This window comes from Bacillus salacetis (genome assembly GCF_003581585.1).
GTDB lineage: Bacteria > Bacillota > Bacilli > Bacillales > Bacillaceae_B > Rossellomorea > Rossellomorea salacetis.
Window position 1 is genome coordinate 92536 of record NZ_QXIR01000011.1, and the last position, 26054, is coordinate 118589.

20 protein-coding genes and 4 pseudogenes are annotated in these 26054 nt (G+C 39.1%); 2 read left to right on the forward strand and 22 right to left on the reverse strand.

The window, feature by feature from the left end; genetic code table 11:
* Nucleotides 1-167: 167 nt before the first annotated feature.
* The 12 genes and pseudogenes from D3H55_RS09960 to D3H55_RS10025 form a co-directional block, all read right to left on the reverse strand.
* A complete protein-coding gene (locus D3H55_RS09960) occupies nucleotides 168-617 on the reverse strand; it encodes an SMI1/KNR4 family protein (RefSeq protein WP_119546761.1) in 450 nt (149 codons plus the stop codon).
* 15 nt (nucleotides 618-632) lie between these two features.
* Nucleotides 633-1847 carry an HNH/ENDO VII family nuclease gene (locus D3H55_RS24905; RefSeq protein WP_240628544.1) on the reverse strand — a complete coding sequence of 405 codons (1215 nt, stop codon included), beginning with the start codon at nucleotides 1845-1847 and terminating at the stop codon, nucleotides 633-635.
* 230 nt (nucleotides 1848-2077) lie between these two features.
* A complete protein-coding gene (locus D3H55_RS09970; protein WP_119546762.1) occupies nucleotides 2078-2452 on the reverse strand; it encodes an immunity 22 family protein in 375 nt (124 codons plus the stop codon).
* 12 nt (nucleotides 2453-2464) lie between these two features.
* A pseudogene (locus D3H55_RS25370) lies at nucleotides 2465-2701 on the reverse strand (T7SS effector LXG polymorphic toxin); the annotation flags it as partial.
* A gap of 506 nt (nucleotides 2702-3207) precedes the next feature.
* Nucleotides 3208-3603 (reverse strand): immunity 22 family protein, encoded by a 396-nt coding sequence (locus tag D3H55_RS09980; protein ID WP_119546764.1) that lies wholly within the window; start codon nucleotides 3601-3603, stop codon nucleotides 3208-3210.
* Between the two features lie 19 nt (nucleotides 3604-3622).
* Complete coding sequence (locus D3H55_RS09985) at nucleotides 3623-5617, reverse strand: LXG domain-containing protein (protein WP_119546765.1); 1995 nt, start codon at nucleotides 5615-5617, stop codon at nucleotides 3623-3625.
* A gap of 11 nt (nucleotides 5618-5628) precedes the next feature.
* Nucleotides 5629-5775 (reverse strand): DUF5344 family protein, encoded by a 147-nt coding sequence (locus D3H55_RS24195; RefSeq protein ID WP_168413030.1) that lies wholly within the window; start codon nucleotides 5773-5775, stop codon nucleotides 5629-5631.
* Nucleotides 5776-6820: 1045 nt separating this feature from the next.
* The gene (locus D3H55_RS24910) at nucleotides 6821-13369 is read right to left on the reverse strand and encodes a 5'-nucleotidase C-terminal domain-containing protein (RefSeq protein ID WP_240628545.1); all 6549 of its coding nucleotides are present in this window, start codon (nucleotides 13367-13369) and stop codon (nucleotides 6821-6823) included.
* Between the two features lie 1026 nt (nucleotides 13370-14395).
* Nucleotides 14396-14935, reverse strand: a complete 540-nt coding sequence (locus D3H55_RS10010; RefSeq protein ID WP_119546767.1) for a hypothetical protein — start codon at nucleotides 14933-14935, stop codon at nucleotides 14396-14398.
* 614 nt (nucleotides 14936-15549) lie between these two features.
* Complete coding sequence (locus tag D3H55_RS10015; RefSeq protein WP_136035678.1) at nucleotides 15550-16386, reverse strand: hypothetical protein; 837 nt, start codon at nucleotides 16384-16386, stop codon at nucleotides 15550-15552.
* Between the two features lie 502 nt (nucleotides 16387-16888).
* On the reverse strand, nucleotides 16889-17374 hold the full coding sequence (locus tag D3H55_RS10020) for a DUF6985 domain-containing protein (RefSeq protein WP_119546769.1): 486 nt from the start codon (nucleotides 17372-17374) through the stop codon (nucleotides 16889-16891).
* 5 nt (nucleotides 17375-17379) lie between these two features.
* Complete coding sequence (locus D3H55_RS10025) at nucleotides 17380-17724, reverse strand: HNH endonuclease (protein ID WP_276310229.1); 345 nt, start codon at nucleotides 17722-17724, stop codon at nucleotides 17380-17382.
* Nucleotides 17725-18001: 277 nt separating this feature from the next.
* Here D3H55_RS10025 and D3H55_RS10035 point away from each other — a divergent pair, with 277 nt between their 5' ends.
* Together D3H55_RS10035 and D3H55_RS10040 are read left to right on the forward strand one after the other, a co-directional pair.
* Entirely contained in the window at nucleotides 18002-18511 is a 510-nt protein-coding gene (locus D3H55_RS10035; protein ID WP_119546771.1) for a hypothetical protein, read from the forward strand.
* 247 nt (nucleotides 18512-18758) lie between these two features.
* Nucleotides 18759-18953: a hypothetical protein gene (locus D3H55_RS10040; protein ID WP_119546772.1), complete on the forward strand. Its 195-nt coding sequence runs from the start codon at nucleotides 18759-18761 to the stop codon at nucleotides 18951-18953.
* A 197-nt stretch (nucleotides 18954-19150) separates the two neighbouring features.
* Here the strand turns inward: D3H55_RS10040 and D3H55_RS10045 are convergent, their stop codons facing one another.
* From D3H55_RS10045 to D3H55_RS10085, 10 genes and pseudogenes are all read right to left on the reverse strand, one after another.
* Complete coding sequence (locus D3H55_RS10045; protein ID WP_095322245.1) at nucleotides 19151-19618, reverse strand: DUF6985 domain-containing protein; 468 nt, start codon at nucleotides 19616-19618, stop codon at nucleotides 19151-19153.
* 21 nt (nucleotides 19619-19639) lie between these two features.
* Nucleotides 19640-19903, reverse strand: a pseudogene (locus D3H55_RS24915) (HNH endonuclease); the annotation flags it as partial.
* A 226-nt stretch (nucleotides 19904-20129) separates the two neighbouring features.
* Complete coding sequence (locus D3H55_RS10055; protein WP_119546773.1) at nucleotides 20130-20555, reverse strand: SMI1/KNR4 family protein; 426 nt, start codon at nucleotides 20553-20555, stop codon at nucleotides 20130-20132.
* Between the two features lie 18 nt (nucleotides 20556-20573).
* Nucleotides 20574-22421, reverse strand: coding sequence for a T7SS effector LXG polymorphic toxin (locus D3H55_RS10060; protein ID WP_119546774.1), 1848 nt, complete (start codon nucleotides 22419-22421; stop codon nucleotides 20574-20576).
* An 11-nt stretch (nucleotides 22422-22432) separates the two neighbouring features.
* Complete coding sequence (locus D3H55_RS10065) at nucleotides 22433-22714, reverse strand: YwqI/YxiC family protein (protein WP_119546775.1); 282 nt, start codon at nucleotides 22712-22714, stop codon at nucleotides 22433-22435.
* Between the two features lie 436 nt (nucleotides 22715-23150).
* A pseudogene (locus D3H55_RS10070) lies at nucleotides 23151-23696 on the reverse strand (REP-associated tyrosine transposase).
* 2 nt (nucleotides 23697-23698) lie between these two features.
* Nucleotides 23699-24055, reverse strand: a complete 357-nt coding sequence (locus tag D3H55_RS24920) for a magnesium chelatase subunit ChlI family protein (protein ID WP_240628547.1) — start codon at nucleotides 24053-24055, stop codon at nucleotides 23699-23701.
* 48 nt (nucleotides 24056-24103) lie between these two features.
* Nucleotides 24104-24229: pseudogene (locus D3H55_RS24925) on the reverse strand (ATP-binding protein); the annotation flags it as partial.
* A 203-nt stretch (nucleotides 24230-24432) separates the two neighbouring features.
* Nucleotides 24433-25281 carry a DUF5677 domain-containing protein gene (locus D3H55_RS10080; protein ID WP_119546776.1) on the reverse strand — a complete coding sequence of 283 codons (849 nt, stop codon included), beginning with the start codon at nucleotides 25279-25281 and terminating at the stop codon, nucleotides 24433-24435.
* A 13-nt stretch (nucleotides 25282-25294) separates the two neighbouring features.
* A complete protein-coding gene (locus D3H55_RS10085) occupies nucleotides 25295-25759 on the reverse strand; it encodes a hypothetical protein (RefSeq protein ID WP_119546777.1) in 465 nt (154 codons plus the stop codon).
* Nucleotides 25760-26054: the final 295 nt, after the last annotated feature.

A 26054-nucleotide genomic window follows, 5' to 3' on the forward strand; every position in this document is an offset into this window, starting at 1 on the left:
TTATAGTTAGCTATATAAAATACTTCATAGGATTAAAATGCATTTCGCATAATTATATGGAAATCTTTTGTGAACAAAATATCATTATAAAAACTCTTGATGGTACAACCATCAAGAGTTTTTGATTTTCAGCAATCTCATTTATAATTTCTTACAATTTATCTATCTTAATAATCTTCTTCCCATGCTTCTTTTGCATCCAACAACCTTTGTGATAAAAACTCATAAAAATCCTTTGCTGTATTGTAGTCATCAAGTCCCCCTGGTCTATTCCACGCTATTACCGGGCACTCATTATTCTCCATTTCACTGATATATAGACAATAAGCATATTCTCCAGCACCTTCAATAACTACTAAATCCTTGTCCATTCCTAAATCTCTATATCTCATTGTATTAACAACAACCGGAGCCCTATTTGACTTAGCCACTCCTAAAATATTAACTCCAAATAACCCCCCAGAACCATAGGTAGTTAAAAACCACTTATAACTTTCTGGTAATTCCACCCCTAGCTCATTTTGGATTGATTTAATTTGACTTTCATCTACTCCACCTGTAAAGTCATCTGATTCCTTGTGTTCGTTAATAAAGTTTATTAATTCCTCTTTATCCAATCAAGGTTCCTCCTTTCACAATTCACTTTTATCTATTTGCTTAGCTCTCCATCTCCAATATTTACTTCTAAAGTTGTCATATTGCTTTTTTAATACAGGGTCATTCCTAAAGCTCCCGCCATTCTCCACCAAACCATGCAAAATTTTATTATATTCATCATGCATACTTGCAGGAATTTCCACCATTGATCCTGGCTCTCTTTGGATTAAATGATGAAGCTCTATAACCGTTCCATCTTTCCAAATTGGTGCTCTTCCTTTTTTCATTAATTGAAAATTTGTCATGCCAGTATCAGGATCGATTCTCTTATAATCGATATCAATCCTTTGAAAAACCCTTCTGCTAATATCTCTTTCTTCTCCATTAATCTTCGTTATTCCAGTATATTCCACATATTTATAGTTTTTATACTCTTTACCCACACCCTTAGTCCCAACACCAACCCTCTCACCCTGTGAAACCTTCCCCTTCCCAGGAATCACCACATGCCCATCTTCATTCAACAAAACCCTGCCCATCCTGGAAAAAACACCAAATTGAACAGCCTTGGAGATCGGTCCAGCCGACACTTTCTGATAGGTCTTGTCGATGGCGGTTTTGATTTTATCAGGGTTCAGGACGTTTCTGGTTTTTCTGAAAAGGTCCTGTAAGTGCGAGGAAAGCCTGTCCAATTCCATTGCCCGTTTTCCGCTGCGGGAAGAAAGCAGGTTATGAACGGTGTCTTCCACTTTTCCGAAGGTGCTTTTGACTCCGTTCTTGATGAAGGTCTTTATTTTTGCGGTGGTCAAGACGTTGTAAGGGACGTCAGGTTTGGAATTCATTTTCCCGGCTTTGCTCATTTTATTGACTCTGTCTACGCCCTTGGTTCCGAAAATGGATGCGGCGATGTAGGTCACTGCATAGGAAAAGTACCTCGATCCGCTTCGGACATCCCCATTGACGACTTCCTCTTCATAGGATTGCTTCAGGTCATTCCAAATGTACTTGGCGGTGTCAATCGGATGCAGAACAGTATTGATAGCTCCCTTGAAGAATCCGATTGGATCCGTGAACAGTGCAATGAGCGAGTCGGCAAGACCGGCTACGATATCGACGATGGCAAAGAAACTTCCTTCCAGTGTACCAAGGAACTGGGAAAATTTCTGCGACAGCCATACAGAGGCAAGCTCTGATAATTTTGTTGGAAACGATAATTCCTTAGTGCTGATCTTTATATCCTTCTCAAACATCCAAAAAAATTCGCAACAAAAACAGAAAAACGCCTCAAAATCTTCGACAATTTCGGGGCGTCACAGTGACCATCTTTTAATTTTCTGCAAAGTTATGGAGTAATAAAGAGTTATCTAAATTCTTTAACAGTCTTATTAAACTATTTTTATCTGTAATATATAGTAATCTTACCAGATAAGTAATCTATGAGTTAACACTTAATCAGATTTTCAAATCTTAAGGGTTTCTCTTACTCATATCTTGCAGCACCAATAAAATCAAAAGCACCTGATGAACTAATTTCATTGTTGTATTCAAAATTATATATTAAAATCACTGCATTATATGATTTCTTTAGGTTTATACTTTTTTGGATTTTTGGGATGACAATTTCTTCATAAGAACACCCCTCTAATAATAATGATATATCACTACTATTATTTTTATAGACCGCTTTTTCTATAGTATCCTCATCTGTTTCATCCATATCAATATTAAACTCGATAAAGAATTGGGAAGGGACAGACTCGCCATCCTCATCATACGTTAAATCAACATATTCTCCTATAGAGTCCTCATCGTTAATATTTCCTAACCAAATCGAAACCCATCCTTGTTTTTCCATTATAAAATCCTCCTACCTTAATCTTAGACCTGGTGGTAGAGACCAAACCCCACCCTCTAATCTATAATTAGCCCAGTTATTAAGTCGTCTAACAAATGTATTATAGTCGCTAGAAGTATCTATTATTGCTAACAATTCATTATGTGCTCTAGTTGAACCTAATCCTCCATGAACACCCCTTGGATTGACAAATTTGACATCGGATATTGCTGTTCTTAACTCTTTAATCTCTTCAGCACCAATATTCCATTTGGAATGGGACGAGGATCCCTCTGTCCCCTTATTTTTGGTGGATTAAGGAACCTCTGTCACTACAACCAGTGGCTCAATCTGTAGAGGGTAGCAGTGCAGTGTAAATATTTGGTGGGACGAGGAACCTGTCCCTGTGTCCATTGTCCCTATGTCCCACATGTCGGTACAACCATCATGTGCTTTCGATTCTCACACAAAATTTTTATTATTCACTATCTTTATGTATCCGTGTCGATAATTTAGCATTGCGAGCTTTGACATTCTCTTTAGTTTAAGTACTTGAAGTATCTTAAGTATCCCTACCTTATAAACATCAGCTCGTTCGGTTCTCGTACTTTTCTCGTTAGACAAAATATTACAAGATACTCCAGGAGGTCTCTATTTTACATAAATTATACTTTACTGTGTTCAACCAAACTTATTACATGCAAAAAGCACCTTTTGTCAGCTAACAAAAAGTGCTTCGCGGCTTCAAGTACTAAATTATTTTTCATATTCAGTTACTAATCTTCATAAATAACAGACCCCATATATTTAAGGCTCCTACCATCAAGTTTTGCATCCTCAACAAGTTCCTCATATTCAAAATCATATAACCGAATAACAATATTGTACTTTTCTTCTAAACTGTCACCATAAAAGTTTTTAAGTTCACTTATAAGTGCATCAGAATAAGAAGCATTCTTTAGTAATTCAGACAAAGAAGAAGTAGGATAATCATTGTAAGTACATTCTAGTAAATCTTGGTTGTACTCAGGGAAGTCTATTTTAAAGTCATTCATAAAGCTTGAAGGAATTCTGTTTTCCTCATTATCATATTTTATTTCTACATACTTGCTTAGCAAATCCTCATTACTACAATTTCCAAACCAAAGAGAAACAGCTCCTGGGTTTTCCATCTTAATCCCCCATTTCTAATTATCTAAGCCCTTCAGGTAAAGAATCAATTCCGCCTTTCAACCTATAATGTGCCCAATTTCTTAATTTCCTTTTAAATGTTTCATAATCAAGTGAGTAGTCAATCAGATCAAGAAGCTCTCTATGAGCTTTTCCAGAACCATCAAACCCATGTCTTCCTGCTGGGTTTACAAACTCAACGTCTTTCGTTAACGTTCTCATTTCTGCTATATCTTCAGCCGTTACGCCCCACCGTTTAAAAATTGGTGCTCGAGATACTAGATGCCATTCATGGTAGCCACCAGGATAACGAATCCTACTCTCAATTATAATCCTTAATTTTGGAGTAGACCAGGCTAGTTCAAATTCATCTATGCTCAATTCATTAAACCATTTTGCAAAATCTTTACTTCCTGGCATAGTTTCTGGTGTGAAGGTTCTAGTCCTAGAGGTTTCTTTAACAAAGTTGCCTTTTACAAGATTATTTAAATGCTCATTTGACAATCTTTTTTCCTTCTGTTTTATACTAGCAGAAGGTTTCTCTCTTACCCCTGGTTTCACACTACTTGCTTTAGGTCTTGCTGGCTTAGATATACTAGTTTCAGCCGTACCCTTAGAACCACCATCAACCCTATCACCCTCCGAAACCTTCCCCTTCCCGGGAATCACCACATGCCCCTTTTCATTCAACAAAACCCTGCCCATCCTGGAAAAAACATCAGATTGAACAGCCTTGGAGATCGGTCCCTCCGCCACTTTCTGATAGGTCTTGTCGATGGCGGTTTTAATTTTATCCGGGTTCAGGACGTTTCTGGTTTTTTTGAAAAGGTCCTGTAAGTGCGAGGAAAGCCTGTCCAGTTCCATTGCCCGCTTTCCGCTGCGGGAAGAAAGCAGGTTATGAACGGAGTCTTCCACTTTTCCGAAGGTGTTCCTGACTCCGTTCTTGATGGAATTCTTAATTTTGGCGGTGGTCATGACGTTGTAAGGAACGTCTGGCTTGGAGTTCATCTTGCCGGCTTTGCTCATTTTATTGACTCTGTCTGCGCCCTTGGTGCCGAAGATGGATGCGGCGATGTAGGTCACTGCATAGGAGAAATACCTGGCGCTGCTTCGGGCATCTCCGTTGATGACATCCTCTTCAAAGGATTGTTTGAGACTATTCCAAATGTATTGGGCGGTGTCGATGGGATGCAGGACGGTATTGATGATGCCCTTGAAGAATCCGATGGGATCCGTGAACAGGGCGATGAGTGAGTCGGCGAGGCCGTCTACGATATCGACGATGGCAAAGAAGCTTCCTTCCAATGTTCCAAGGAACTGAGAGGATTTCTGCGACAGCCATACAGAGGCAAGCTCAGATAATTTTGTTAGAAACGACGATTCATCGATAATTATTTTTTTATTATTCTCTATTATACCAAGCTTTCCTTTTTGAAAAACAGTTTGAAGCTGTGTGATTTCCTGGGTCATGGAGTGGACTTGCTTTTCTAAAGAAGAGAGGGAAGATGTCTGTATATGGTCAAATTCGAGCAGTTTTTCGATGCTTCGTTCTTTTTCCCGCTGGGCGAAGGCCGCCTGCTGCAGAAACGGTCCATCCTGTATCCTTGGAACGGAAACGATATCCGATACGCTCCGCAGTGCAGCGTTTGCCTCACTCGTCAGGTCCATCGTCGTCTGCCGGGCGCGTTGAATACCTTGCTCGACATCGCCTTCCAGGAAGCTCTGCCTGATGAACCCGGCAGGCGAAGGCTCAAGGGAATAAAGGGCTTCTGTCGTCTGCCTTAGGACGGACTGGTAGTCTGATAGGAACAGCTGGTACTTTTCCAGCATGGGAAGATGCTTGCTTCGGTAAAAATCACGGATCGCATCTCCACCTTCTCCCTTGAAAGCCTCATCCAGATTAACCACGTCTGTGACAGCCTTTTTAATCTGTTCCACCTGATCTTTCTGGGAGGACAAGGTTTCCTCAATCTCTTCCAATCCACTATGAAAGGCTTCCACATTTAGTATTTTCATAGAGTGCCTCCCTACCGGCTCAAGGTGATCATAGAAGAAAGGGAATGATCGGTTTCTTCCATGGTTTCTACGGACTGTTTGGCAGCCGCTTGATTTTCCAAGAGAAGCTGTTTATAGCTCTCAAGCATTTGCTGACATTGTTCGTTCAATTCATTCATCTTGTCGATGACCTATGCAGAGTTCCAGGAATCGACTGCCTGTCTAAGCGTCGAAAGAGCTCTTTCCGTCTCATTGTACTGAATCTTGATTTCAGCGGCCATTTGATCGATCCTTTCTTATTAAATACAAAAATTAATTTCATAAAACACCTATAAAATTCCAATTCATAAATATAGTACCATCCTTTCCCAGGGCATTCTATTTTCAACTTAAAATTTGGCAAAAACAGGAAAACACACCCTGGACTTTAGTAATGACATAGACAATAAATAGCCGCACTTTTTGATACTTCATGATGTACCAAAACAAACCAGTGCTGCTTTTCTTTCGGGCCTTCCTCGGCAAATGAGCATCATCTCTTTATCGATTTGATAATTGGTTTAAAAAAGTTAATGGGGTATTCGAAAAGAGATTACAGGAAAGAAGGCTTTCAGGCGAAGGATTGGGCAGGAAAGGAAACTACCACTTCTACTCCCACACATGTTCATCGCAAAATCCTTCTAGATAAATCATTATCTAATGAATCACCAATCACATCCGCTTGTCGCAGAACATTATACCAACCTTCTACTGAGGCAAAAAATTGGTGGTACGAGGACCCTTTGAACTGCCCTTCTTTCCCATGCTAAAAAAGGATTAAATGGGGTAAGATTGCTGCCTGTTTGGACACAAAGGGACAGGGGAAGAAGGGATAGGTCCCTTGTCTTGCTTTTGTGAAGGAAGTTGGAACTTTTATGATAAAGGCTTTCATTTGCAATCCCCTCCATTTAGAAAATAGATCTTCTATATGGTCAATTTTAATGATTGCCGGAAGGAGGGACAGGCACCCAACCTAACCACAAAACACCTTAAATATAGCAGTAGATTCCAGCGTAGTCTAAAAGGTGCACAAGAATATCCAATAAAAGGGATTGTACAAAATAGTGATTAGCGGTGTTCCAATGGATGATATGGCCCTATGAAAATGTAAAAAAGAGACATGTTCCATGACATGTCTCTTCTTCATAAGGGAGAGAGGAACAGACCCCTCTCTCCCCTCAGTATTTAAGCAGTTCTTCTCTTATAAAGGAAGATAGAACCGCCGCCAACCAGAATTAATAGTAATCCTGCAAATAAAACAATGAAAGTATTTGTTCCTGTATTTGGAAGTTTACCACCTGGTGTTTTGCCTGGATTCTCTCCCGGCTTATTTCCTGGATTATCTCCTGGATTTTCTCCCGGTTTGTTCCCAGGATCATCTCCTGGGTTATCCCCAGAGCCTTCTCCCGGATTATCTCCTGGGTTTTCTCCCGGGTTATCCCCTGGGTCTTCTCCTGGATTTTCTCCCGGGTCTTCTCCAGGCATTGAACTAATATCTACAATTCGGCCTTCCACTTCAGTTGGAATTCCTTCACTGCCTATAGTGACCAAATGATCACGGAAGTTTTCCCAGTCAGATAGACCCAGGTCGGTTACACGGCCTTCTGCATAAGCTTTTGCAAAGACGTCATATCCATCTCCGCCTTTTGCTGTGAAAGCATTTGTTGCGATGGTGTATGTTTCTTGATCAGAAATCTCTACATATTGACCATCTTCATTCAGATATTTAATTGATACTACACGTTCGCCTGCAGGCTTGGCAGAATCAAATTCTACTTTCCCTCCGGCTACATGCAGGAAGCCTCCATTTTCACCTGGGTATTGACTGAAGCTGATTTCGAATGCTTCTTTAAGTTCAGCACCGGTCAAATCCATTGTTGCCAATGTATTGGCAAATGGAAGAACTGTAATGATCTCTCCTACAGTAATCGGACCTGCATCGATTGCTGCGCGGATTCCACCACCGTTTTGCAATGACATGATAATATTTTCACCTGTAAAGTTCTTAGCTTTTGAAAGCATTCCATCGGTAATCAGGTTACCCAGGATTGTCTCGTTTTTACGTACACTTGGATTCGTATTGTCACCGTTCGTTCTAGGGTTTTCCAGTGCAATTGGAGTTGAAACGCCGATTTCTTGTTTTGCTACCGCATCAACCTGTGCTTTAAATGGTGCCAATACATCCACTGCTTCTTGGTCAGCTGTTTTGTCACTGATTTTTATTAAGTTTCCGTCATTGTCTATAACAACACCATTTTCATCGAAACTTACATCAAGAAGACCTAGATTGCTGTTAGAATTTCCTGTTTGCACGAGTACAGTTGGAGTGGCATCCTCAGCTACAACAACTGGTTTAGATAACGCTGTATGGCTATGTCCGCCTACGATAATATCAATGCCCTCTACTTGCTCTGCAAGAACAAGGTCATTATCAACTGCTGCATTGTCATCATAACCAATATGGGTCAATGCAATAATTTTGTTAACGCCTTGCGACTCGAAGTACTCTACTGATTTTTCAGCCTCTTCAAGATAATTTTCAAATGTAATGGAGCCCGGACTGGAAATATCGGCAGTTTCTTCTGTCGTCAAACCGAAGATCCCAACTCTCTCACCGTTCACTTCTTTAATGATGCCATTATAGATCTCGCCATTGTCATATGCGGATTCAATAAAGTCATTGAATAGTCCGTCAAATTTGGCATCTTTTGAAAAGTCAACGTTCGCACTTACAAATGGGAAGTTAGCTCCCTTAACAAAGTCAGCCAACGCCTGATGGCCTTCTGGTGAAGAACCTAAGTCGAATTCATGGTTACCGAACGTCATGGCGTCATAACCCATAAGTTTCATTAAGGCAAGTTCAGCTTCACCTTTGAATTCGTTGAAATATAAGGTCCCGGTGAATGCATCCCCAGCGTCAAGAAGGAGTGCATCAGGATTTGCTTCTCTAACTTCTTTTACAGCAGTAACTGTCTTCGGCATGTTCTCTAAAGCTGAATGAGTATCATTTGTATGCATGACAGTCAGATTATATTGTCCTTTTACATCAGTGATTCTGCCTTCTACATCCGTTGGAATTCCCTCACTGCCGATGCTGATCAAGTGATTCCGGAAGTTTTCCCAATCAGACAGGCCTAAATCAGTTACACGGCCTTCTTCATAAGCTTTCGCAAAGACGTCATATCCATCTCCGCCTTTTGCTGTGAACGCATTGGTTGCGATAGTATAAGTTTCTTCATCTGAAATTTCGATATATTTATCATTCTCATTCAGATATTTAATTGATACTACACGTTCACCTTCTGGTTTGCTGGAATCGAATTTCACTTTTCCTCCGGCTACATGCAGGAACCCGCCATTTTCCACAGGATATTGACCAAAGCTGGTTTCAAATGCCTCTTTCAGTTCTGCGCCGGTCAGATCCATCGTTGCCAGAGTATTGGCAAACGGGAGAACAGTGATGATTTCTCCTACAGTGATTGGGCCTTCATTGATGCCCGCACGGATTCCCCCGCCGTTTTGCAAAGCCATGATGATGTTCTTGCCCGTGAAATCTTCAGCCTTAGCAAGCATACCATCTGTAATCAAGTTGCCAAGGATTGTTTCATTTTTACGTACACTTGGCTTGGTATTATCGCCGTTTGTACGCGGACTTTCCAATGCAGAATCAGTTGTGACTCCGATTTCTTCATTAGCGACAGCATCGACACGTGCTTTAAATGGTGCAAGCACTTCCACCGCTTCTTGATCAGCAGCAATCTCTTTTGTGATTGGTATTACGCGCCCATCATACGTTGCGATTACATCATTTTCATCAAAATTAACATTCAAAACACCAAGGTTGTTGTTTGAATTGCCGGTTTGTACGATGATGGTCGGTGTCTCATCTTTTGCAACAATCACAGGTTCACTTAATTTTGTATGGCTGTGTCCACCTACGATAACGTCAATACCTTCTACTAATTCTGCAAGCAAAAGGTCATTATCTATTGCTGCATTATCGTCATACCCGATATGTGTCAATGCCACAATCCGGTTGACTCCTTGTTCTTCTAACGAAGCAACAGCTTTTTCAGCTTCATCAATGTAATTCTTAAAAGTTATAGAGCCCGGACTTGAAATATCAGCCGTTTCCTCTGTAGTCAAACCGAAGATACCGACTTTCTCGCCGTTCACTTCTTTGATGATGCCATTATAGATTTCACCATTTTCATAAGAAGCTTCAATGGAGTCGTTGACAAGTCCATCAAATTTCGCATCTTTTGAAAAATCCACGTTCGAGCTTACAAATGGGAAGTCTGCTCCTTTGATAAAGTCAGCCAGAGCTTGATGGCCTTCCGGTGAAGAGCCTAAATCAAATTCATGGTTACCAAAAGTCATAGCATCATAGTCCATCAGATTCATCATGGCGAGATCAGCTTCACCTTGGAACTCATTGAAGTATAAAGTTCCAGTAAATGCATCGCCTGCATGAAGAAGCAATCCATCCGGAGAAACGGCTCTAAGATCTTTTAGTGCTGTTATTGTCCTAGGCATCAAGTCCAATGCTGAATGGGTGTCATTGGTATGGAAAAGAGTTAGGTCCGGTCCTCCCAGATCAAGTTGAATCAATACAGGATCATGGTCAGATGCACGGCCCTGCTCTTCTGTAAAATTCGCATTGATATGGATCATATCAACTGAAGTATTGGACACAAGATTATTAGAAACCAGTATATGGTCCAGAACTTGGTTGTTTCCTTGGAAGAAGTATGAGAAACGATCCTTGACAGGAACTGAATCTACCATATTCGTCAAAACTCCGCCTTTTAGCGTATCAAGTGCCGGGGTGAATTCAAAATCATTCATATCTCCCGCAACAATCACATTCAAAGCGGGATTTTTTGCAAGTCCGGCATCAATAAAGTTGTTGACTTCTTGCGCTAATTTCAATCGCTCTGCTTCAGAACCCAATTTAGGCGGTTGGCTTGCACCCCATAGGGATTCATCTCCGCCCTTGGAATTAAGATGAGCGCCGATGACTACAACGCGTTCGCCTTTAAACTCGAATTCTGCGGCAATCGGCTTACGGGTGTCAACGAATTGGTCTGGATTGATCACTCCGGGATTAAGCGTTAAGTTTCCTTCTTCGGACCAAGCATTTGCTTGTGTGGCAGCACCTTTTGTACCTTCCACTAGAGTTACTCGATCTGGATTATACAAATATCCCACCCGGATATTCCCGCCAGGTGCACCACCATTTGTATTGTTTACAGGTGCAACATCTGTCCAGTCATACACGGGACCTCCTGCAGCCACAATGGCATCAATCAAACGCTGGTAGCTCTCGGATGCATCTGCATTGCCGGAATTAGTCTGTCCATCATTATCTTGAACCTCTACAAGCGTAATGACATCGGGGGATTTCATATTATCCACAAAGGATTCTGCAATCTTCGCCACTTTTTCATTGGGTGTATTGTCAGCGTTGTTTGAGAAGTTTTCGACATTGTAACTTGCCACAGTCAATTTGTCGTCTGCAGGTACGATGTCTGTAACTTCAGGTGTAACATTCGATGGGATGACACCCGGCAATGTGCTCTTATCAGTCACTATTCGGTAGCCTGAACTTGAATAAGAAAGAATACCAACTACATCTCCATCAAATTGGTCTCCTGCATTATAAGTAGTACCCACACCAGATAGCATGATTTTCTCAGGATTATAATCGTCTGCTGCGATATTCAACCCGCCATTAACATTTACCTCGTTATTTGTTGTGCTTTCCACAATAATTGGAACCTCGCCGGAATATGGCGGTCCGACAACAAGAGCATCTGGGAACGAAAGGCGCATATATTCAACCGATTCCCAGAAGTCGATACCATCCTCTTCAGGATCGAAAGACTCCAATTTATCGTTATCGATGATTTTGTTCGGAGGTACAATATCTTTCCCCACTACAAGAGGGGCAGGAAGGTCAGCAGTACCTGTCTTGGTTACTGCAGTTCCAGTAATTTGCGTTCTGGAAAGGTTTGTGCCTCCACCATATTCTGTCACTGTCCCGTCTACAGAAACTGTATCCCCAACAGAGACTCCATGGTTTCTTTGGTATACTTCTATAGCTTCAGAAGTTGCGGTATCCTCATCTGCATTCTCAACATCTTGCATAACAAAACTATTTGCATTGAAGATATGAGTCACAACACCAGTAACATCTGTCACTGAAGATCCATCATATTCAGAAGCATGGCCTTTCCCTTGGATGTCATGGATATAGATACCTTCAGTATTCAGAATTCTATAAGAAAAACTGAATATATCACTCTCATTACCCTCAGCAACCGCGATTGCTTTAATGGTTGTTTCTCCAGTTTCCAGAGCAATTGGCTGAGTATACTTTTCACTTTCCGGATTTGGAGCTGAACCATCAATAGTGTAATAGATTTCAGCACCTTCAATATCGGATTTCAATTCAATTTTCGTACCTGCTTCTACAACTCCTTGTGCCTGAGTTGAATATACCGCCGGCTTGTTGACTAGATCGTAGCTTTCCAGACCAAGCGTTTTCAAGTGATAGCCAGCACTGTTAACAGATCCAATTCCTGTAAGATGAACCATATCCCCTTCTTTGTAGTGCTTGATTAGATCATCATAAGTGGTACCTGTGCGGTTATCGTGAACGACAGTAACACTTCCTCCGCCCTCAAATACCGCTTCAAAAGTAGCCGTTCCATAATTATCTTTTTTCAAGTCGGTAATCTCGACATTTTCCAGCTTTAACCATTCCCCTTGCATACTTTCGTCCACTTTTGTCACAGACTGTGCTGCAGGAAGACTGTTGTCTGACGAAAGAATTTCCTGCTCGGTAGGTTTGATCTCCAACTCATTATTATAAGTTAGCAATTCACCGGTGATTTTGACTTTATCTCCCGGTTTAACACCCTGAAGACTATTAAAAACAAGAATCCCAGCTGTTTCATCTTGTACGTAGAAGGTGTCATAACCCCACAGTCCTGTATTCGTTGTAGCAATTCCTTCGAACGTCACCGTGCTGCCAGCACCTTGTCCACGTGCTTCCGCAATGGAAATTGCCGGAACAACTGGTTCTGGTTCTGGTTCTGGATCTACAGGATCGGAAGTTCCAAAGGTGTGTTTGCCGATATCAGAGAAAATATCTTTTCCTTTATTCGTCCATTCCGTATTCCTATCAAAGACATCATCAATAATTGTATCCCCGGCTGAAACATCGCTGTTCCTGACAAGAGAAACATCTGCCAGTACACTTTCCACTGAACCGACCTGACCAATTGAATCCACTGCCTGGCCATTCTTTCTCAGTACAATCTGGTCATTTCCATTAAAATTAATGACTTGCTTGCTTGTGTCGAGCATATCACCCACAGCTAGAATGGCAGCATCTGCATCAGGCCGGGTAATAACATAAGTATCACCACTTGCAAGCTTCCCCTCTAATGGCAAAGAACTGCCTGGTGCAGTGGTTCCTGTAGTGGCACTGTTACTATTATTGTAATGTTCCAGGGTATAGCCGTTCAGATCGACTTCTCCTCCCGTACCATTATATATTTCAATAGCTTTATTGAAGCTCGATCCCTCAATATATTCAGAGATAATGAGATCAGCAGCCACAGCAGCTTCAGCTCTTACATTAGTATTAGCAACGGGTGCAAATAAACTTGTAACCAAAAAAATCAATGTGACGATACTTACACTTCTCTTATGGCGTCTTTTCAATTTTCTTCCTCCCATTTTTGAAAACTAATTATCCTTTTAGTAGAATCATGCTGTTTTGGCGTTTCTTTCGTAATGGCTGCCAATACTGAAATATCCAGTTGAATCAGACGCAGTAGACTTTACTTTTCAGGGGAGCTTACTTTTTTGTTGCTGCTTTTGCACACATGAAAAAACGACAACATTTGTACGTTTCAATCTCCTTCTATTTTTATATTTTCAAAGCTTCCAAGGCTGGTGTCTATTAGATGTGACTGGCATATAAACCGGTTCCACTTAACCTATCAAAACTAATGACCATTTCATCTGTAAGCAACAAACCCTTCCCCGTGCATATTTCGTTTTAATATCTGCAAAAGTGACAATTTTCTAAAAATATAATCCAGACTTAGAACCAAATATAGAAAAACAGGGAAGAAGACAAACAACCTCCTGAAACTTTTTTCGACTTTTAATACCATAATCCCCCATTACAATTATAGATGGGGAAGAATAACGTGTAAATACAATTTGTGTAGATTTACATTTCTTTTACTTCCCTTACATAGATTGAAGACTTGTCACTATATTCCTTTCATATTTTAAATAGGCTGTTTTCGCATATATTGTTGCTTTCGGAAAGATCCCAGGTGCCGATTCCCCCCCTGTATACAAAGGTTTTACTCTCGGAAAAGAAAGAGCAGCTCTTTTCTTTCCTTCTCACCGGGGGTGTTACGACGATTTACCAGGATATTAGTTGAAATTTATATTGAATAGCAACAGAGTTTACGAAAAGAGCCTTTAAATAAGATTGGAACCTTTTCAATATGTAGGGTTTCCTGCCAGTTCCTATAAAGGCCAATGTAATAGACCCTGCTTTTTCTTTCTGGTAACTCTATCATTACCAAGTTAGTTTTAAATGATTTATGCAGATGAAGGTGGGCTCCCTTGACCAGGACTTCAAATAAGATAGGGTCTAAGTTCTTAACAAAAACAATTTTTAGAATTCAAAATAAAGGAGTATTGATCAGACCATTAATGCTCTTTCGACTATTCTTTAATTCTGAAGATAGGGTCTTGGCCGTGAAAGGCGATACACACAGCGATTGAATTTTCATGAGAGATTGATATATAAGCTCTTGTGAATGCAATAACCGTCCTCGCCACTAAATAGATTGTCGAACCTATTGCTATGTCGTTTCCATCAAATCCATCTACTTCATAAATGGTGCCAAAACCCTCTAAACTTGGCGCTTCAACATTCTCTGACCAATCACTCGCCCAGTCATCATCTTCATCTTCTAATGGAGTGTATTCTTCGCATATAAAAAAAGCACTATCCCATTTATTATCTAAATCGTATTCAAAGTAGATTGCTCTGGCTGTTTGTTTTTCAGCTATTTTTATAGATTGTTCAAGACCTTGCCTTAATTCTTTTTCATATTGATTTAAAGCTATTTGATTAATCGTATTGGCTCTATCAGGGCCAGCTAATCGGGAACAGATATTGAAATACTTCTCTTCGATTTCGTCAGGGCTTTTTCTTCTCAAATCCACTTGTAGTTCATCTAAATGCTCGAAAATATTCAATTTCCTGCCTCCTCTACAGATAATTTCATTAGATAAATTATATCATTTTCTTCATTAACCTAATGAGTAATCTATAGGCAATAAGTGAGTGTTAGTTGTTAGATATTTAATCTTAAAGTGGATAAAACAGCAATGATTTACCACTTTAAATCGCCAATAAAATAGCACCTCAATGAACAAAGGTCCATTGTATTTTATGTGATAAATCCCGCTATTTTCATTGATATTTCAAAACAAACCTAACTTTAACAAAAAAAGAGAGACCCATAATATGCTAATTGGTCTCTCTTATTACTAAATAATTTATAGTTTTCTCTCCCAAAGGATAACCCGTAATAATGACAGTTCTCCACAGTGTAGGAATATAAGATAAGGCGCGAATACCCAATTTCATATGGGGGTGATCGAAGTATCCGCTTACTTTTTCAAAGCGAATACAAGTGATAATAAACTAAAACTTAAAACGATTGAAAGCGGTATTCCATAAGCTAATAAATACTCTGCAATCAAATTAGAACTCAGTACATAGAGCAAGCTGCCTAAACTGATCAGGAATATAGCCAAGCATAATATGGACTGCCAATTCAGCTTCATGTTTTTTCTCCTTAATATCTCTACTTAGTGTCTACAGAATAGTGTTTGACCGCTGGTTTCCCAACATATCCATAGTAAGTGGAACTGGAAAGAACTTTTCCGCTTTTGTTCTTTTTAGACTTAACCGTTTTAACCTTATAGGTATGTCTGCCTTTTTTGTAGTAAAAATCCCTTGAGTTGTAGTTTCCTGAAGGTCCGGAAAGGCTGACTTCAAATTTAATCGTTTTTGATCCTGACGCAGTAAGTCCAAAGGTTTGGTTCACCGCTGATTTTGAGGGAATACTCCCCGAGTAACTTGCCGAGATGGTAGTCGTTCTCTCAATAGATGACTTATAGGTTGCACCTCTTGCAATACTAATGATGAAATAGGGGTTTGATAGATAAGACCAGGATTTGGTAATACCCTGATTATACACTTTATAAGTGTAATACGTAAAGTCGCCAACACAAGCTATACAGTTTAACTGGTCTCCTTTTTGATTATTAATGGTTTCTAGTTCTCTAATCAATTCCGGAGAATAGGGTTCTGTTACTGTTTCACCTAGTTCATTTGTAAATTCTACGAATTCACCAAGAAATACTTCTTCCCCGACAGGTAAATCTTCACCGGTTCCTGGATCTTCACCTGTATCATCACCGGTTCCTGTGCCAGGGTCTAAATCCCCCCCTGTGCCTGGAGGGTCTGTACAACCACCTTCTCGTGGATCAATAGTAATGGTTCCTTTTTTTGTTGTTCCCGCCAATGAATAATCGGCATCATCACAACCAAATGACGCATCGGCGTAATTTTGCTCAACCGCAGTAAATGTAACAAACAATAACATAACTGAACATATTATCCTAACTATATTCTTCATACATATTCCATCCATTCACATTATATTTTTTTGAATGACAAAATAAACTACATTCAGCAACATGAATAATTCTTTTACCCTGTTAAATTACTTTTCGGTTGAGCTCTAACCTGAGATTATAGTACAACACTCCTGGTAAAATAGCCACATTTAATTTGAATATTCTAACAATTATACTCAAAAGAATAATTTTCTTACTAGCTACCTTTCGTGTAACTTAAAACAGAGATATGCTTACTTTGTCTACACCTCTGGTTCCGAAAATGGATGCTGCGATATATAAGTCTTCCTGCCACTTAAAATGTCATCTCGACTGTTTATCGTACTTCTCACAAAATACAAATATATAAATAAATAATACCCCATGATGGTACTTCCTTCATGAGCTATGAATTTCATACAGTCTTTTTATATCACCTCTCATCTATTAAATTATAAGAAAAAACCTGAAGGAACTCACTTCCATTCAAGGTCAACTTTATCATCCATAATATTTCGAAAGCTATAATACAATATCTTGATAACCCACTTCTTCTACCATTTCATCTTCGATTTTTATTCCCATTCCATTGTCTATATCCCAGGAAACATCACAAAGTAAACCTAATCTTCTTTTTCCATTCTTTCTTACTCTTCTTACAATTAATTCAACTGGTTTTACTATTCCTTTTAAATCTGAGATAGAATCAATCTTTGGTGCAAATTGATCTGCTTCTGATTCATTACCTAACATCTCTCTATACTCTTCATAGTTCTCAATATAGTAATCGTAGACTTGCTTTTCAGCCTCATGTATTATGTTTTTCATTTCTTGATTAAAGTTAATAAATGCTTCTCTTTGCACATTTGAAAAATCAGCATTTTCATGTGCATCAACACTTAAAAGTATTTCTCTTTCCAAATCAAACATTCTAATGGTTGTTTTCCCTCTCCAAATATTGTTTTTATATTCAAGCTTTCCAAATAATTCATCATTAATCATAGCCATCCTAATTACTCTCCTAACTTAACTTTTATATTATATTCTCCAACTCCACCCAAATGTTTAAAAACTCTATTGATTTTACTTGGCACCAATTGTATTGTTTCCAAGTCATTAAGTTCATGCCAAGTATATTTATTATCTTCTCGCCAATCAGCTATATCTTCTGCTGTCCATTTTTGTTCTGGTGCACTCCACTTTTTAGCCAATTCTTCATCAGCAGTCGAAAAGTTTGATTTTCTATCATTCGTCATATTTTCTAATTTAATTTCACCTTTTGAAAATGGAGAAAAGTCTGGCATTCCGTTTTTATACTCAACTCCATCAACACCAGCTTCATCAAGATATTTTTTTATTTCACCGGTCTTAACCTGTCCCTCTGTCCCTCATATTGGACCGTCTCCTTCACCGGAGCGAAATTTTGACTTTCAGCGAAGGACAGGATCAGAATGAAATACAGAAAAGCTTATTTGATAATCAGAGTGTTGAATCTTAATTGACGAAAACTGTTTAATTTTATTTCCGAAAAACTGTTGATTTCTACTTGACGGTTGCACCCAAGCGGAACGAGGACCTGTCCTTTGTAACTTACGGTATAATACTTACATTATATGAAAAAGGTGGAAAGTATCTATGACTGAAGTCGGTTACGTATCATTACTCAGAACAATTGGCTTAAATAATGATGACACTTTTTCTATTGAAGATATGGGTAAAAAACTAGACGTTTTTTATGAAATAGCACAAACTATGGAGAATTTCAATCAAGAAGCTAAATTGGAAGTAGTGTCTTTAATAAGAAGCTTTGTTTCATGTGCGTGTCATTACTACCAACAACAAGGGAAATATTATTGGTCAGAAGAAAGAAATATAGACGAACTGTTTAAATTTCTAACTCTCCTGGGTGATACATTGTTTATATATGCTGCAATACAAAAGGATGCTGGAAAAAGAATTGCTGCTCCAATGGCTGCCAAAGATGGATACGCTATATTTCCTCCAGAGCATAGACAAGTAAATGAATTTAGAAAAAAGATTTTAAACTTTCTTGGGGCTGCATTTTCATATAATATTCAAGAGACGAATACTATTTATGAAAGTAGTTCCTATATGTGGGGCATAACTAATTCCTATATGGACTAATAACCTATTTAACAAGTAATGGTAGACACAATTAACCCATTTAATTTCTAAAAATTTCGTGAGATGTGAAACTTGTGATTTAAACCTCAAATGAGTGTCTGTTGGGCATTTTGTTTAAAGTAACAAGCATAAAGGCAAGAGATGTACATTATTACTTGGCGGTTTTAGGTGGGAATATTGTGGAACGACGAACCTATTCCTCTGAAACTGGAATTTCTTGTTGATAACGGTGATTGGAGGATACAATATGTTTAAAATATTTATACCGGATGACGAATTAATAATTGTAAGAGCTAAAAAAGATTTTAGAACGAATGGTTTTAACGTTAATAAAGGGGAACTTTTCAATGCCTCAGTAAAAGAAGGGGTAATTGTAAATGGTAGTTTCGCATGTCAAATCGGCAGTCCTAGTTTCGTGGCTTGGTTTGAAATAATCGCCTAAAATACTTTTTAACTGAATTCTGAAAGCAGGGAGATATATTATGCCTTGCTTTTTTTATTTCTGTTATTACCGTTCAAATACTTAGGGGAACCAAAGTTACTCCCTTTGGGGACAGAGGGACAGTTCACTGTCCCTCTGTCCCTAAATTTCCCATTAAAATATGGTTAAAGATTGTTATGGTATAACAAATAGTATATTTAGATTGCTACATCTTGGTACCCTACTTCATTCACCTGTTCATTCAATAAACGGAGTCCCAACCCATTTTCTATATCCCATGTACAATCAAATGTTATTCCAATATCACGTTCATCATAAATATCCCCATACGGAACAACAATACCAACTAGGTTAATCATTTCAAGTATTTGATCAGTTGTTTCAATTTCCGGGTAATTCTCATTGTGGTCAATATCATAACCCAATTCATGTCGCGTTTGTTTATAATAGTTTAAAATTGGTTGCAATATACTGTATTGTATTTGTTCCCATTTTTGCATCAGTGAGTTATAAGCAATATATTGTTCTTCATCAAACTTACCATCCTCTTCACCTTTTATCATAAGTGCTACCTCTGCTTCTTTTCCACAAAATTCTATAGTAGTGTACCTAGACCAACCATATTCATATTCAAGTTCACCAAAAACTGTATCATTTATTTTCATATTAGAATCACCTTTCTACTATTATTTTTTAGCTAATCCCCCAGGTTCAAACGCGCCTGCATTTATCTCACCTATACCACCAAGATGTCCGAATGTCTTGTTTATCTTTGATGGCACAAGTTGTATAGTTTTGACATCGTTTAATTCATGTCATGTTAATTTATTTCTTTCTCGGTATCTTTCTATATCTCTAGCTTTTATTCCACCAGCTTCAATCCCGAAATTTCGAGCAAGATTTGGGGAACTATTAAGCTGATCTGCTAATTTTTGTGATGCTTGAGCGAATTTTGTTGTTGTACAAACAGAGACTCCCTACAAAAAAGCACTCGCTGCCTTTAGTTGACAATCAAGTGCTTTAAGTTCATATGTTTTTAAGTAGCATAAATTTGTAAGAATTATATTAACAGTATGACACCTTTGTAGGTCATCACTACTTCTGCATTAAACTTACGAGTTTGTACGGGTTCGTTAATTGATTCATAAGTATTCGCTGGATTAACCTCAATAGTTTTTAACAGTTATCAATTCCTTCTTGAAATATGTCTATTACATAATCATCGAATGTATTATACCTTGGGTTTAAATCTGTCCCTCCCCTTTCCCAACTAAATACTCTGTCATCATTAATATCTGCACAATACATACATCTAGCAAATTCTCCCGAGTCCTCTAAAACAATTAAGTTCCTACCCAAACCTAATTTTCTCCATCTCACTGTTGCATCAACTACAGATGCTCCTAAATTATCCTGAACACCTTCAAGCTCAACTCCACATATCCCCCCCGAACCATATTTCTTTATAAAATCGCGATAACTTCGAGGAAATTTAATTCTAAGTTTTTCTTCAGCCTTATTAATATATTCTTCTGATACTTCTCCAAAAAAGTCATCTTCTACACCATAATTTTCAATCATCTTAATAATTCTTTCATCCATAGATTAAACTCACTCCTATTATTCACTAGCACGCATTTTCCAATAGTTACTTCTAAAATTATTATACATTTTTTCAAGTTCTGGATTATTCCTAAAACTATTTCCATTTTCAATCAAACCATGTAGCATCGAATCATATTTATCATGAGTAAACTCCGCAATTTCAACCATTCCACCAGGTTCTTTTTGAATTAAATGGTGTAATTCAACTTTACTTTCCACCCCATCATTTACAATATATGGTGATTTCCCCTTTTTCATTAATTCTCCATTCGATTTTCCTAGTGCCTTCGGATTATTAGGTACATAATTCTTATCAATCTCAATTTGGTACACTCTTCTGGATACATCTACTTTCTTTCCACCAACTTTAACTGTTCCTTTTACTTCTACAGCAGTGTACTTATCAGCCAGCCAATCTAACTCAATCTGTTCAGAAGATAATCTTTTGGATTTAAGCCCATCAACTTTTTCCGTAACCCTCTCACCCTGCGAAACCTTCCCCTTCCCAGGAATCACAACATGCCCCTTTTCATTCAACAAAACCCTGCCCATCCTGGAAAAAACATCAGATTGAACAGCCTTGGAGATCGGTCCAGCTGCTACTTTCTGATAGGTCTTGTCGATGGCGGTTTTAATTTTATCCGGGTTCAGGACGTTTCTGGTTTTTCTGAAAAGGTCCTTCAGATGCGAGGAAAGCCTGTCCAGTTCCATTGCCCGCTTTCCGCTGCGGGAAGAAAGCAGGTTATGAACGGTGTCTTCCACTTTTCCGAAGGTGCTTTTGACTCCGTTCTTGATGGAACTCTTAATTTTGGCGGTGGTCAGGACGTTGTAAGGGACGTCCGGTTTGGAATTCATTTTGCCGGCTTTGCCCACTATGCTGACTTTGTCTACACCCCTGGTTCCGAAAATGGATGCGGCGATATAGGTTTCCGCATAGGAGGAGTACCTGGCTCTGCTTCGTATATCTCCATTGACGACATCCTCTTCATAGGATTGCTTCAGGTCATTCCAAATGTACTTGGCGGTGTCGATGGGATGCAGAACAGTATTGATAGCTCCCTTGAATAATCCGATCGGATCCGTGAACAGGGCGATGAGTGAGTCGGCCAGGCCGCTCACGATATCGACGATGGCAAAGAAACTTCCTTCCAACGTTCCAAGGAACTGAGAGGATTTCTGCGACAGCCATACAGAGGCAAGCTCTGATAATTTTGTTAGAAACGACGATTCATCGAGAATCATTTTTTTATTTTTCTCTATTATACCAATCTTTCCTTCTTGAAAAATAGTTTGAAGCTGTGTGATTTCCTGCGTCATGGAGTGGACTTGCTTTTCTAAAGAAGAGAGGGAAGATGTCTGTGTATGGTCGAATTCGAGCAGTTTTTCTATGCTTCGCTCTTTTTCCCGCTGGGCGAAGGCCGCTTGTTGCAGAAACGGTCCATCCTGTATCCTTGGAACGGAAACGATATCCGATACGCTCCGCAGTGCAGCGTTTGCCTCACTCGTCAGGTCCATCGTCGTCTGCCTAGCGCGTTGAATACCTTGCTCGACATCGCCTTCCAGGAAGCTCTGCCTGATGAACCCGGCAGGCGAAGGCTCAAGGGAATAAAGGGCTTCTGTCATCTGTCTTAGGACGGATTGGTAGTCTGATAGGAACAGCTGGTACTTTTCCAGCATGGGAAGATGCTTGCTTCGGTAAAAATCACGGATTGCCTCCCCGCCTTCTCCCTTGAAAGCCTCATCCAGATTAACCACGTCTGTGACAGCCTTTTCAATCTGTTCCACCTGATCTTTCTGGGAGGACAAGGTTTCCTCCATATCTTTCAACCCACTATGAAAGGCTTCCACATTTAGTATTTTCATAGAGTGCCTCCCTACCGGCTCAAGGTGATCATAGAAGAAAGGGAATGATCCGTCTCTTCCATGGTTTCTACGGACTGTTTGGCAGCCGCTTGATTTTCCAGTAGCAGCTGTTTATAGCTCTCAAGCATTTGCTGACATTGTTCGTTCAGTTCATTCATCTTATCAATTACCTGCAGTTGGTTATCTCCGCCAATCTGTCTTGGATAGTGCGAGTTCCAGGCATCCAACGTCTGTCTAAGCGTCGAAAGGGCTCTTTCCGTCTCATTGTACTGAATCTTGATTTCAGCGGCCATTTGATCGATCCTTTCTTATTAAATATAAAAATTAATTCCAAAAACACCTATAAAATTCCAATTTATAAATATAGTACCATCGTTTCCCAAGGCATTCTATTTTCAACTTTAAATCTAGCAAAAACAGGTAAATAAACCCTGGACTTTAGCATCATTATATAAGATGTAAACGCTAAACTAATGTCTTTGCTCTATAAGATGACAACATTATATCCCCTTCTCCAGACCTTCAGAATACTACAATTATTGAAGCTACAAGGGAGGCAAGGAGTGAAAAAGTGGATGATACATTCAAAGATACATGAACTTATTAAAGCGGGACTTAGCAAAGCAGCTAATTCAACAATGGTCGGGTGAACAAATTTCTTATTCACTGTTTGTCAAACTGCCAACCAAGTTCTCTGCTAGGATTGGAGATGTTATCCTTTCCTCATACTCACCAAGTAACGGAGCTGCAGTACTTCTCCCTCTTTAGCGATAGTTCCCCTTCATAGTAATCCAGTAGAACTTTTCCATTCATAAATACAGGAGCTGTTAACTTGTCATTTTTATAGTAGGGAAAACTACTCCAGGGATAATGTTACGGTCGCTTAACCATTCTGGCTTCTACCGGATTAAGATGAATATAACGGCTGACCTCCAGCATCCCTTCTTTGCTGTCAATGACCTTGTCGTAAAAGCGCTTTTCATAAACATGACCTGTGAGCCGGTATTTCGTATTATAGTAATTGGCATATCGCTTATTGATAAGGCCCATGATCTTAGAAAGAGATATCTTCTTTGAACGCAGCTGCAAATGGTAATGGTTATTCATGAGGCAAAAGGAGGCAATCTCAAAGGGATATTTTTCGTGGATTTGATAGAGGATGTGGAGAAAAGCTTGAAAATCGTCTTCATCCCGGAAAAGCGGATCCCTGCGGTTTCCCCGGGTCACAATGTGATAGAAGCGTTCAGGTATATGGACTCTCTTTTTGAAAGGCATACTTATTTTTCCCTCGCAATCAAATGTGGTTTATTCATGTCCCACCTTCTCAGTTTCATTGCTTCCCAGATAGCTCCATCCGATAGTTGTTCCTCTCCTGCTAAATCTGAAATGGTTCTCGCTAGCCGGATAATCTTGATTTGCACGCGATTGCTCCAGTTTTGCTTGGAGGAGACGCGAGTGAGCAGTTGTCTCTGTTCATTTGAAAGTGGACTGGCGGCCATCATTTTTTCAAAAGGGACTTTGTTATTGGACACTTCTTCTCCGTACCGATCCAACTGCTTCAAGCTGGCTGCCTCTACTCGCTTCCTTATATCAGCCGAAGATTCCTTCACATGGGATAGCTTATTGACATTCACCGATTGCAAAGATAAGAGAATATCCATCCGGTCATAAATAGGACCTGACAACCGATTTTTGTAGGCTTGGATTTGTTTTTGGGAACAGGTGCAGTAATGATGAGGCGATCCGAGGTATCCACAAGGACAAGGGTTCATGGCTAACAATAGGATAAAAGAAGAGGGATACGTCACAGTGGAATGGGCCCTGCTAATCGTTACCTCACCTGTTTCAAGAGGCTGGCGGAGCATCGCCGTGAGGACGTATGGATAAAAATATGCAAAATATATCCCCACTATAACAATAAAAAAATGCCCACCACGTATAGTGATGAGCAAGATTAAACGAGTTTCTTCTATTAAAATTGTTTACCATTTTCCTATTCGTAATTGAATCGTTAGTTTAGAAAGTCCTTTTTTACACTGCCCAACTCTTCCTTTAAAGATTTCCTCATAGCCTTTAGCATTTCCCTCATTCTTTTATTGTAATGTTTAACCTTAGTATCGTCTGAAGTAAATGCTGCAATTAAAACAGGAATTAATTCATCTTGGAATTTGATAGACTCCTCGACTAGCTTATAACATTCTTTCTCTGTTCTTTCGTTAATGAAATCTTCACCTTCGACAGTTACAATATGTTCAAAAATCTTAGTGAATACAAAAACTGTAAAGAAACGAACAAGTAGAGGATAATTTTCCTTTTCAATTGTAAAACACAAATTCTTATCAAGATAATAATTTACTATGCCAAAATTGCTGTGAGCAAAAGGAGATAGGAAACCATAAAACGTATAATAATACTGTTTATCTTTACCTGTTTTAAATCCACTTGGATTTATTAGCTCCCCCACTTTTTCCCCTTCTCGATTAAATATCTCTCCTTCGTCTCGAACATTATATTCAGCAAAGAACAAATTTAAAGGAAAGGTTATCAACTGGTCAATAAATTCTTCATTTTCGTTAAGGTATCTGCTGCTCAAGTAATTTTCAAACATACTTCTTATCAGTATCAGGGCATCTTCGTTATGACCCATTTTTAGTAATTCTCTAATACTAATCAATGTTTTAGTGCTTTTAGTAAAGTTAAAGTACTCATGATCATAGGTAAACTTTGAGTTGTTTTCCCCTGTCATTAACATCTCAGTATATCCGTACAGGTGTGCCGCATAATCCACAAAGTCACGTGATCTAAAAATAAACTTGTTTATTAACTTATCAAGCTCTTTTATGTACAGCTCCTTACTCATTATTGATCACCCCTTAGTACTGACGAATGATTTTAACGCCTAGCTTCTTACGCTTACGACATTGCTTTTTAAATTCCTTAGCCGCTTCTTTACTCCCTATTATAGTAAGAGTTGTGGCAAGTTCATCTTTATTGATAGATCGATACAAAGCGTTAATTTTCCGCTTAATATAATTTGCAAAGTAAAATGTAAGAATGGCTCTATTACATTCAAAGTCTTTATTCTTTATAAACCAGTCAACTAATCGTTCAACATGAATTTCATCCGGCATTAGAAAAGCCCCATCGAGATATTGAGCTGAGCCAATAACGGTATCGACGGTGTTGGTTGCTGACATAACACAACTTGCACCTAGATGATCATAGTGCTCTTGCCCTGCATATTGAACAGCATAATGTTTAACTAGTTTGATTGCTTCGTCCATATCAGTTTTAATTGTTTGTATATCCTCTGGTGTAAGTTTGATAGCTTCACTCATTTTATATTCCCCTTCATAAAAAACTGACCCTTTTGATAATTTTACCATATCAATAGATAGGCTTGTCTCAAAATAAAACAATTTAAAACAATAAAAAAGAACCCACCAAGCAGCTGCATCAGTCTACTCAGTGGGTTCTCATTACTTCTTCACCATATAATATTTTCTCTTACTTTGACTGCCTGGTATAAAATCCTTGTGCAACATCCCTTCTTCTATCAATGGCAGTACGATGCTCTTTCGGAAATAGGATTCTGAGATCGTCATCATCGTGTTCATAAAGGCCAGGATTTCT

Bases quoted from the DNA above. Each gene is read 5' to 3' on its own strand.
- D3H55_RS24195 (WP_168413030.1), bottom strand. From the start codon at position 5,775: ATGAATGAATTGAACGAACAATGTCAGCAAATGCTTGAGAGCTATAAA.
- D3H55_RS10060 (WP_119546774.1), bottom strand. From the start codon at position 22,421: ATGAAAATACTAAATGTGGAAGCCTTTCATAGTGGGTTGAAAGATATG.
- D3H55_RS10055 (WP_119546773.1), bottom strand. From the start codon at position 20,555: ATGGATGAAAGAATTATTAAGATGATTGAAAATTATGGTGTAGAAGAT.
- D3H55_RS10045 (WP_095322245.1), bottom strand. From the start codon at position 19,618: ATGAAAATAAATGATACAGTTTTTGGTGAACTTGAATATGAATATGGT.
- D3H55_RS10085 (WP_119546777.1), bottom strand. From the start codon at position 25,759: ATGAGTGAAGCTATCAAACTTACACCAGAGGATATACAAACAATTAAA.
- D3H55_RS24905 (WP_240628544.1), bottom strand. From the start codon at position 1,847: ATGTTTGAGAAGGATATAAAGATCAGCACTAAGGAATTATCGTTTCCA.
- D3H55_RS10080 (WP_119546776.1), bottom strand. From the start codon at position 25,281: ATGAGTAAGGAGCTGTACATAAAAGAGCTTGATAAGTTAATAAACAAG.
- D3H55_RS09985 (WP_119546765.1), bottom strand. From the start codon at position 5,617: ATGAAAATACTAAATGTGGAAGCCTTTCATAGTGGATTGGAAGAGATT.
- D3H55_RS10040 (WP_119546772.1), top strand. From the start codon at position 18,759: ATGTTTAAAATATTTATACCGGATGACGAATTAATAATTGTAAGAGCT.
- D3H55_RS09980 (WP_119546764.1), bottom strand. From the start codon at position 3,603: ATGGAAAACCCAGGAGCTGTTTCTCTTTGGTTTGGAAATTGTAGTAAT.
- D3H55_RS09970 (WP_119546762.1), bottom strand. From the start codon at position 2,452: ATGGAAAAACAAGGATGGGTTTCGATTTGGTTAGGAAATATTAACGAT.
- D3H55_RS10065 (WP_119546775.1), bottom strand. From the start codon at position 22,714: ATGGCCGCTGAAATCAAGATTCAGTACAATGAGACGGAAAGAGCCCTT.
- D3H55_RS10020 (WP_119546769.1), bottom strand. From the start codon at position 17,374: ATGGCTATGATTAATGATGAATTATTTGGAAAGCTTGAATATAAAAAC.
- D3H55_RS10035 (WP_119546771.1), top strand. From the start codon at position 18,002: ATGACTGAAGTCGGTTACGTATCATTACTCAGAACAATTGGCTTAAAT.
- D3H55_RS10015 (WP_136035678.1), bottom strand. From the start codon at position 16,386: ATGAAGAATATAGTTAGGATAATATGTTCAGTTATGTTATTGTTTGTT.